The sequence below is a fragment of the Arcticibacterium sp. genome, from assembly GCF_055134445.1.
This window is the reverse complement of sequence record NZ_JBSRVI010000167.1, coordinates 1-8053: the sequence shown is the minus strand read 5'-3', so window position 1 is coordinate 8053 and position 8053 is coordinate 1. Positions and strand designations below refer to the sequence as shown.

At 39.2% G+C, this 8053-nt stretch carries 9 protein-coding genes; 8 read left to right on the top strand and 1 reads right to left on the bottom strand.

What is annotated here, in order from left to right:
• The first annotated feature begins 149 nt into the window (after positions 1-149).
• Both ACTBZY_RS22310 and ACTBZY_RS22305 read left to right on the top strand, forming a co-directional pair.
• Entirely contained in the window at positions 150-515 is a 366-nt protein-coding gene (locus tag ACTBZY_RS22310) for a hypothetical protein (protein WP_463048609.1), read from the top strand.
• 122 nt (positions 516-637) lie between these two features.
• Positions 638-1081: a thioredoxin family protein gene (locus ACTBZY_RS22305; protein WP_463048608.1), complete on the top strand. Its 444-nt coding sequence runs from the start codon at positions 638-640 to the stop codon at positions 1079-1081.
• Between the two features lie 66 nt (positions 1082-1147).
• On the opposite strand, the gene ACTBZY_RS22300 is transcribed toward ACTBZY_RS22305, so the two are convergent.
• A complete protein-coding gene (locus tag ACTBZY_RS22300; protein WP_463048607.1) occupies positions 1148-1930 on the bottom strand; it encodes an alpha/beta hydrolase in 783 nt (260 codons plus the stop codon).
• 116 nt (positions 1931-2046) lie between these two features.
• Here ACTBZY_RS22300 and ACTBZY_RS22295 point away from each other — a divergent pair, with 116 nt between their 5' ends.
• From ACTBZY_RS22295 to ACTBZY_RS22270, 6 genes are all read left to right on the top strand, one after another.
• On the top strand, positions 2047-2757 hold the full coding sequence (locus ACTBZY_RS22295; protein WP_463048606.1) for an alpha/beta hydrolase-fold protein: 711 nt from the start codon (positions 2047-2049) through the stop codon (positions 2755-2757).
• A gap of 84 nt (positions 2758-2841) precedes the next feature.
• A complete protein-coding gene (locus ACTBZY_RS22290) occupies positions 2842-3825 on the top strand; it encodes an ATP-grasp domain-containing protein (protein ID WP_463048605.1) in 984 nt (327 codons plus the stop codon).
• Positions 3826-4254: 429 nt separating this feature from the next.
• Positions 4255-5352 carry a carboxylate-amine ligase gene (locus ACTBZY_RS22285; RefSeq protein WP_463048604.1) on the top strand — a complete coding sequence of 366 codons (1098 nt, stop codon included), beginning with the start codon at positions 4255-4257 and terminating at the stop codon, positions 5350-5352.
• Positions 5353-5401: 49 nt separating this feature from the next.
• Complete coding sequence (locus ACTBZY_RS22280; protein ID WP_463048603.1) at positions 5402-6250, top strand: type 1 glutamine amidotransferase; 849 nt, start codon at positions 5402-5404, stop codon at positions 6248-6250.
• Positions 6250-7446, top strand: a complete 1197-nt coding sequence (locus ACTBZY_RS22275) for a hypothetical protein (RefSeq protein ID WP_463048602.1) — start codon at positions 6250-6252, stop codon at positions 7444-7446. The genes ACTBZY_RS22280 and ACTBZY_RS22275 overlap by 1 nt, the downstream gene beginning before the upstream one ends.
• 6 nt (positions 7447-7452) lie before the next feature.
• A partial coding sequence (locus tag ACTBZY_RS22270) for an aspartate aminotransferase family protein (RefSeq protein ID WP_463048601.1) occupies positions 7453-8053 on the top strand: 601 nt, incomplete at its 3' end.

Genomic DNA, 8053 nt, shown 5'->3' with positions numbered 1-8053 from the left:
GTGTTTTTTGTGAAAAATAATTTCATCAGTACTAGCCACATTTTCAGCATGGTTTATGAACTGATAAAAAAATATTTGGTCACATCGTTTGCATATGTCCGCTAATTCAAATTTACTTAGCAGAAATTTTCAATAAAAGACTGTCACTTATGAGTCAAAATATCAGTAAGCCTAGGGTTATCAAAGATTTCGATAAATTGGAGGAAACCATTCAAGAACAAATTAAACTGTCCTACCCATTTGGTTTTGCAGATCACCTTATCCGTTTCACTAATAAAGATGGAGCCTATGTTTCTGCTCTTCCTTTTGAGACGGATGAAAGATATTATCTGGTAAGGATGACTGTGGAGAAAGCAGAATCCATTATTGAGGATGATGATGATTTTGACGATGATGGTAACCTTAAAGAAGAAATCAAAGAAGAATACGCGGACAAGTTTAGCGATCTTGATTATATCAATACCGACGTGGAAAATGATGAAGATAGTGATTCAGATGACGATGATGAAGATTAAGGTCTGAGTCAATATTTGAGATTGGCTTAATCTTTGTAAAATGATTATTGACGAAAGTTTCGTCTAAAAACAAACCAAACACGGTATAAACTCCGTTAGTTGATAAAATACAAAGACTACGAATGAAAAAAATCGCTATACTTTCCTTATTTCTTGGCTTTATGAGCTTGGCTACCATGGCACAAAGCGGAATAAAGTTTGAAGAAAATTCATGGGCAATGGTTGTTTCGAAAGCTAAAGCTGAGAACAAACTTATTTTCCTAGATGCTTATACCGCCTGGTGCGGGCCATGTAAATTGTTACAGAATAATGTTTTCCCAAATGAGGAATTAGGAAAATATTTCAATGAGCATTTCTTAAGTACTAAGATTGACATGGAAAAAGGAGAAGGTCCATCAATAGCCAAAAAATATATTGTGAGGGCATACCCTACGCTTTTATTTATTGACCCTGAAACTCAAAAAGTGGTTCATCAGGCATTAGGATATAGAACTCCAGAGCAATTAAAGCAGGTGGCAAGTGCTGCTATCATTCATGCTGCCGGAGCAAGAGGTAAAACCAAATAAATATATTTGCTAAGCATACAGAGAAGACTCCATGATTAAATTCATGGAGTCTTTTTTATGTCTAAGCTAAGCGTTAAAAGCCCAGTCTAAAAAATGCGGCATAGCCCCATGCCAGGTTTCCTGATTATGTTTTCCACCTAGGACTTCCAGATACTTTATATCCGAGTCTAATTTAAAACCTTTTTGAATCAATAGCTCCATCAGGTCTTGGGTGTCGTCTATGGCATCTATAATGCCGTTATTATTCCTGTCGGCGGTTTCGTCTTCTGTGCCACACTGAAACCAGAAATTAAGGTTACGTTTATAGGGGATGGACTTCACTTTCTCATGGATGATTCTGTGTTTGGAGTCTTGGTATTGTGCCCCATAATCTACACTTCGCCACCATAAAGCACCACTAAAAACCCCTGCCTTGGAGAAAGTATCCGGGTTTTCAATGACCATATCAAAAGCCGACAAACCTCCTAAAGAAAAACCACAGAAAACATGATCGGCATCTTTCAGATTGACTTTAGATTTAAGCTCTGGAAGTAATTCCTTTAAAATAAAACCTTGGTATAAAAAGGATTTATCTCCCCTGCCCTTAAAATCTAAAACACCCACAGTTCCATATTCCGACAGCCTGTTTTCATTACAGTGCACCCCCACAAAAATAAAGGCTTGACCATTATTTTTCCAGAAATCCTCCAGGACTTCACCCATCCTTAGTCGCTCAAAATCCTGCCCGTCGTTCATTAAAAGTAGGGTGTATATCTTGCTATCTGAATAGCCTGGTGGAAGCACCAAATCATAGATAACAGTTCTCTTAAGAAGACCAGAGACCAAAGAGGCCTTTTTAAATAACTTCATGCTTAGCTTTTAAACGGATGAAAATCGAAAATTGTTAAACCTAAATGTTTCTTTCTATCTGTTTTCGACTAATTTGTTACAAAATTAATTCATCCATTCATTAACAACAGAATCAAGTGCAAGAAAATCACACCGCGTTTTATTCCCATGCCTTGGGTAGAGATATAGAATTGATGACTTATGGACACTGGGGTTTTCCAGTTTTACTATTCCCAACCTCTATGGGAGACGTTTTTCAAAATAAAAACTTCGGATTAATAGACAGTGTGGCCGACAAAATTGACCATGGTGATATTAAAATATATTCCGTGGCCAGTATTGACCACGATAGCTTTTATGCCAAACACCTCTCTGGCCAAGAACGAATTGCCAATTATACTAAATACACCCATTTTTTAAAGTACGAACTTGTTCCATTCATTCAGAAGGCATCAAATACACACAGAATAGGCATAGCCGGCTGTAGTTTTGGTGGTTATCATGCCACGAATTTTGCCTTGAAAAACCCCGATGTGGTTGCATTTCTCATTTCTATGAGTGGGTCTTTTAACATCCGTAACTTTTTAGATGACTTTTTTAACGACGAGGTCTACTTTAATAACCCTGTTGATTTTTTACCTCATTCAGACAGTTGGATTTATAATCACATGAATATAGTTTTGGGCACTTCAGATTGGGACATTTGCCGAGAAGACAATATAAGTTTGTCTAAACTCATGGGCGACAAGCAAATAAACCACTGGTACGATGAGAAAAAATGGATAACCCATGATTGGCCTCTTTGGAACATGATGTTCCCTGAATATATTTCTGCATTTTTACATTGAAAATAAAGAAGTACTTAGTCTATTTGAAACAGTATTTGTTTTCTCAAAAGTCTCTCATAACTTTTGAACTTTAAAATATCTAAAATGAAAAAAATTGGTATTCTCTTCGGAATGGAAAACACCTACCCGCATGCATTTGTGGAACGGGTAAATGAACTTACAGGCAAAAAAGACATCATAGCCGAGCAAGTTCAGATAGGAAAAGTAGAACAGGGTGTAGAAACGGAGTATGACGTTATCATTGATCGTATTTCTCAAGATGTACCTTTTTACAGGGCCTATCTTAAAAATGCCGCTTTATGTGGCACTGCGGTTATCAATAATCCTTTTTGGTGGAGTGCAGATGAGAAATTCTTTAATAACTGCTTGGCCGTAAAACTAGGAATACCGGTTCCTAAAACCATGCTGCTTCCTTCTAAAGAGAGGCCCACCGATACCTCGGAGACCAGCTTTAGAAACCTTAAATTCCCGATGGAGTGGAACGAAATGTTTTCGAAAATAGGATTTCCTGCTTATTTGAAACCGCATGACGGTGGTGGCTGGAAAAGCGTTTATAAAGTTACAGGCGAGTCTGACCTTTGGCATAAGCATGAAGAAACAGGACAGTTGGTCATGATGCTGCAAGAGGAAATAGATTTCACAGATTATTACAGATGCTACTGTCTTGACGGTAAAAACGTCCTTATCATGCCTTATGAGCCTAGAAACCCTGCTCATTTGCGTTATGCGACGCAACCAAAAACCACAGGGCCCGAACACAAAAAACTAATGACACTCATTACGAAATATGTGATACAGCTAAATCAGGCATTGGGTTATGATTTCAATACGGTGGAGTTTGCCATTAGAGACGGTATTCCATATGCCATAGATTTTTGTAATCCTGCTCCAGATGCGGATGTATACTCTGTAGGTCAAGAGAACTTTGACTGGGTGGTAGAGAATTCTGCTAAAATGGCGATTGCGAGAGCAAAGAGTAATAAACCAGGTGTAAACAACTGTACTTGGGGTACTTTCTTGCAGTCTTCTATTACCAAGGAGGATATTTTGAAGGTTCAACAATGGTAGCATATGTTAGAAGTTATTGGTTAATGGTTACAATGATTTAATGCTCCAATGATTCAATGGTTCAATGTTTTAATGATTCAATGATTTAATGATTCTTTTTCCAATGATTCAATGGGTTAATGGTTAAAAGTTGAAGGGTTACTGGTTACAATGATTTAATGCTCCAATGGGTTAATGGTTAAAAGTTGAAGGGTTAATGGTTACAATGATTTAATGCTCCAATGTGGTATTGGTTCAAGGTTGAAGGTTAAGGGTTACAATGATTTAATGCTCCAATGATTCAATGTTTTTATGATTCTTTTTCAATGATACCATATGTTAAAGGTTAAAGGTTAAAGGTGAATGATTCAATGCTCCACTGACTTAAGAATTTAATATTTCTTGGACTTCTTTATATATATCTAAATTTTAAACGCTATTAACAAAACAATGTCATTATTCACCCTAGGCATAGAAGAAGAATTTCAGATTATAGACCCGGAAACGCGGGAATTGAAATCTCATATGTCTCAGATTGTAGACAGAGGTCAGGTGATTCTGCAGGAGCGTATCAAACAAGAAATGCACCAGGCCGTGGTGGAAACGGGTACCAACATCTGTCAGAACATTGCGGAAGCTAGAGAAGAAGTACAGTTTCTAAGAAATAATGTGATCAGCCTCGCCGAAGAGAAGAACTTCAAAGTGGCTGCTGCTGGTACGCATCCATTTTCTGACTGGGTGAACCAGCTCATCACCGTGGATGAACGTTACGACGAAATCATCAATGAAATGAGAGATGTGGCTCGTGGTAACCTCATTTTTGGTCTGCACGTTCATGTAGGCATTGAAGACCGCCAAGAAGCCATAAAAATCATGAATGAGGTAAGATATTTCCTTCCTCACATTCATGCTTTGAGTACCAACTCGCCTTTTTGGTGTGGCAGAGACACCGGTTTTATGTCTTACCGCTCCAAGGTTTTCGACAAATTTCCGAGGACAGGAATTCCAGATTACTTCAGTTCTGCAGCCGAATACGATGATTATGTGAACCTTTTGGTAAAAACCAATTGCATTGACAACGGCAAGAAAATCTGGTGGGACATCAGGGTGCACCCCTTCTACCCTACCATAGAATACCGTATCTGTGATGTGCCCATGAGGTTAGACGAAACCATCTGTTTGGCGGCCATTATGCAGGCACTCATTGCGAAGCTGCACAAAATAAGACAAGAAAACCTGAGCTTTAGAAGCTACAGACGCATACTGATAGCCGAGAATAAATGGCGTGCTGCCCGAGACGGCATTCATGCCAATTTGATAGATTTTGGAAAGGAAATAGAAGTACCTTTTAAAGACTTGGTACATGAGCTCCTTCATTTCATAGACGATGTTTTAGACGATTTAGGCTCTAGAAAAGAAGTGGAATATGTACACCAAATTATGAAAAATGGTACAGGTGCAGACAGGCAACTGGCTGTGTATAATGAAACCGGAGATCTTAAAAGTGTAGTGGACTACATAATAGACGAAACCAAATTCGGTCTTTGAACCAAAAATAACGACCTTTGTAGCGTAACAGAATTAAGAGCTTAAATCAATGTCTACCGAAGTAAAAATAGCCATACTCGACCTTTACGATGGCTACCCCAATGAGGGAATGAGATGCATAAAGATGCTTTTAGGGGCATTTCTATCTCAAGAAAATATAAAGGGAAACTACGATATCTTTGATGTAAGAGGAGATGCAGCACTTCCAGAAATAGAGGCTTACGACATCTTTATCTCTACCGGAGGCCCTGGAAGCCCAGTAATCCAAGGTTTTCAATGGGAAACCAAATTTTTTAATTTCTTAGATGCCGTACTAAATCACAACAAAGTCAACGACCATAAAAAACACTTGTTTCTTATCTGCCACTCGTTCCAGTTGATGGTTCAGCGTTTTGGTTTTGGACTGGTATGTGAAAGAAAATCTACCTCTTTTGGCGTTATGCCCATTCATCAAACGCCAGAAGCCAAAGGCGAGGTGTTGTTTGAAGGACTAGAAGACCCTTTTTGGGCCGTGGACTCTAGAGATTATCAGGTCATTCAGCCCAATACAGAGCAGCTGGAAAAAATGAATGCCAAAATACTGGCATTGGAAAAGATAAGACCGCACATTCCGCTAGAAAGAGCTATTATGGGTATTAGGCTTACAGATGAGGTGGTGGGCGTTCAGTTTCATCCAGAAGCAGATGCGGAAGGCATGCAGCGTTATTTTTTACAGTCAGACAAGAAATTGGCAGTGGTCAATGAGCACGGAGAAGAAAAGTATGAGGAGATGATAATGCAACTTGACGACCCAGACAAAATACTATTGACGGAATCCGTCATCATTCCAAGATTTTTAAATCATGCTTTGCAGAGCATCAAAAATGTTCCGCAGCTCATTATATCTAGTCAGCAATAATGCATCTAAAAGAACGCGAAAGCTTTAACGCCTCTTTCTCTACAGAGAAATATGAGAGCATGATTTCGGAGATCAACAGCGAGTTTCCGGGAGCCTTAGATTTTAGAATAGCCGAAAGTCCCATTTTCATTACCAGAGAACTTAAGTCTAAGTTTTTAATGGCGGCAAACGATGTCATCAATGGTATCAAAAAAGACGACTTTATAGCCAAAACGGAAAAGGCCATTCCTGCAGAATACCGCTTTAACGGAGAATCTAAAAATCCTCATTTTTTGTCCATAGATTTTGCCATTGCCAAATCTGCAGACGGAGAGCTAGAACCGCAACTGATAGAGCTGCAAGGCTTCCCAAGCCTATTTGCTTACCAGAGTTATTTGGCAGGTAAATACAAGAAGTTTTTTGCTATATCCAACAGCTTTTCTCCTTATTTCAATAAGTTAAACGCTTTTTCTTATATCAATGAAATGGAGAAAATCCTAAAGGGAAAATCTTCAGAAAATACCATTTTGCTGGAAGTTTACCCCAGTAAGCAAAAAACAAAATTGGATTTTGAAATCACGAAAACCTACTGGGGCATAGACACCGTTTGCTTGAGCCAAGTTTTCTTAAAAGGCGAACATCTTTACTATAAAAACAGTGAAGAGGAAATCAGGATTGACCGGATATATAACAGGATTATTTTTGACGATATAGAGCAAAACTACCCGGAGCTTAAAGTAAGGATTGACTTCATAAAAAAGGCCAAATTAAAATGGATTACGCATCCAAACTGGTTTTATAGGGTGAGTAAGTTTTGTATGCCTTTGCTTAAAGGAAAGTACATCCCCGAAAGCAAATATTTGGATGCTTTAAAAGCATACCCAGAAGACCTGAACAACTATGTGCTTAAGCCACTTTTCTCTTTTGCAGGACACGGCGTAGACCTACACCCTTCGGCAGAAAAACTAGACAGCATAAAAGACAAGGAGAACTACCTGCTTCAAAGAAAAGTACAATACGAGCCGATTGTTAAAAAGCCAGATGGCACCCTTATAAAAGCAGAAGTTCGCCTACTATACATATGGCCAGAAGACAAAGGAAACCCAAGGCTAATGACCAACTTGGCTAGGCTAAGCCAAGGAGAGATGATTGGAGTAGATTATAATAAAGATTTTGACTGGGTAGGCGGCAGCTCCGCATTTTTTGAAACAGATTAAACGACCATGCACTTAAGACAACTTTTCTTAGAAAATATGGCTCAAACGAGCGATTTCCCGCTGGCACTGGAATTTACCAAAGCCGAGGGGGTTTATTTGATAGACAAGTCTGGCAAAAAGTACATTGACCTCATAGCGGGAATAGCCGTTAGTAATGTGGGCCACAGGCACCCAAAAGTGGTACAGGCCATTAAAGACCAAGCAGACCAATACCTGCACCAGATGGTGTATGGCGAATATGTGCAAAGCCCGCAAGTGCTATTAGCCAAAGCCCTTACCGACACACTAAGTCATTATAAAACCAGCAGTGGTTTAAGCATAGACAATGTATATTTTACCAACTCTGGCACAGAAGCCGTAGAAGGAGCCATGAAACTGGCCAAAAGATATACCCGAAGAACAGAAATTATCGCTTATCATAATGCCTACCACGGCAGCACACAAGGGGCACTCTCTTTAGGAGACGAGGAATTTAAAAGAAACTTTAGACCTACCCTACCCGATATACGCAAAATAGCCCGTGAGCATTTTGAGGATTTAAACCTCATTACCGAAAGAACCGCTGCCGTATTTTACGAACCTGTGGGTGGTGAAAGCGGCGTAAGAC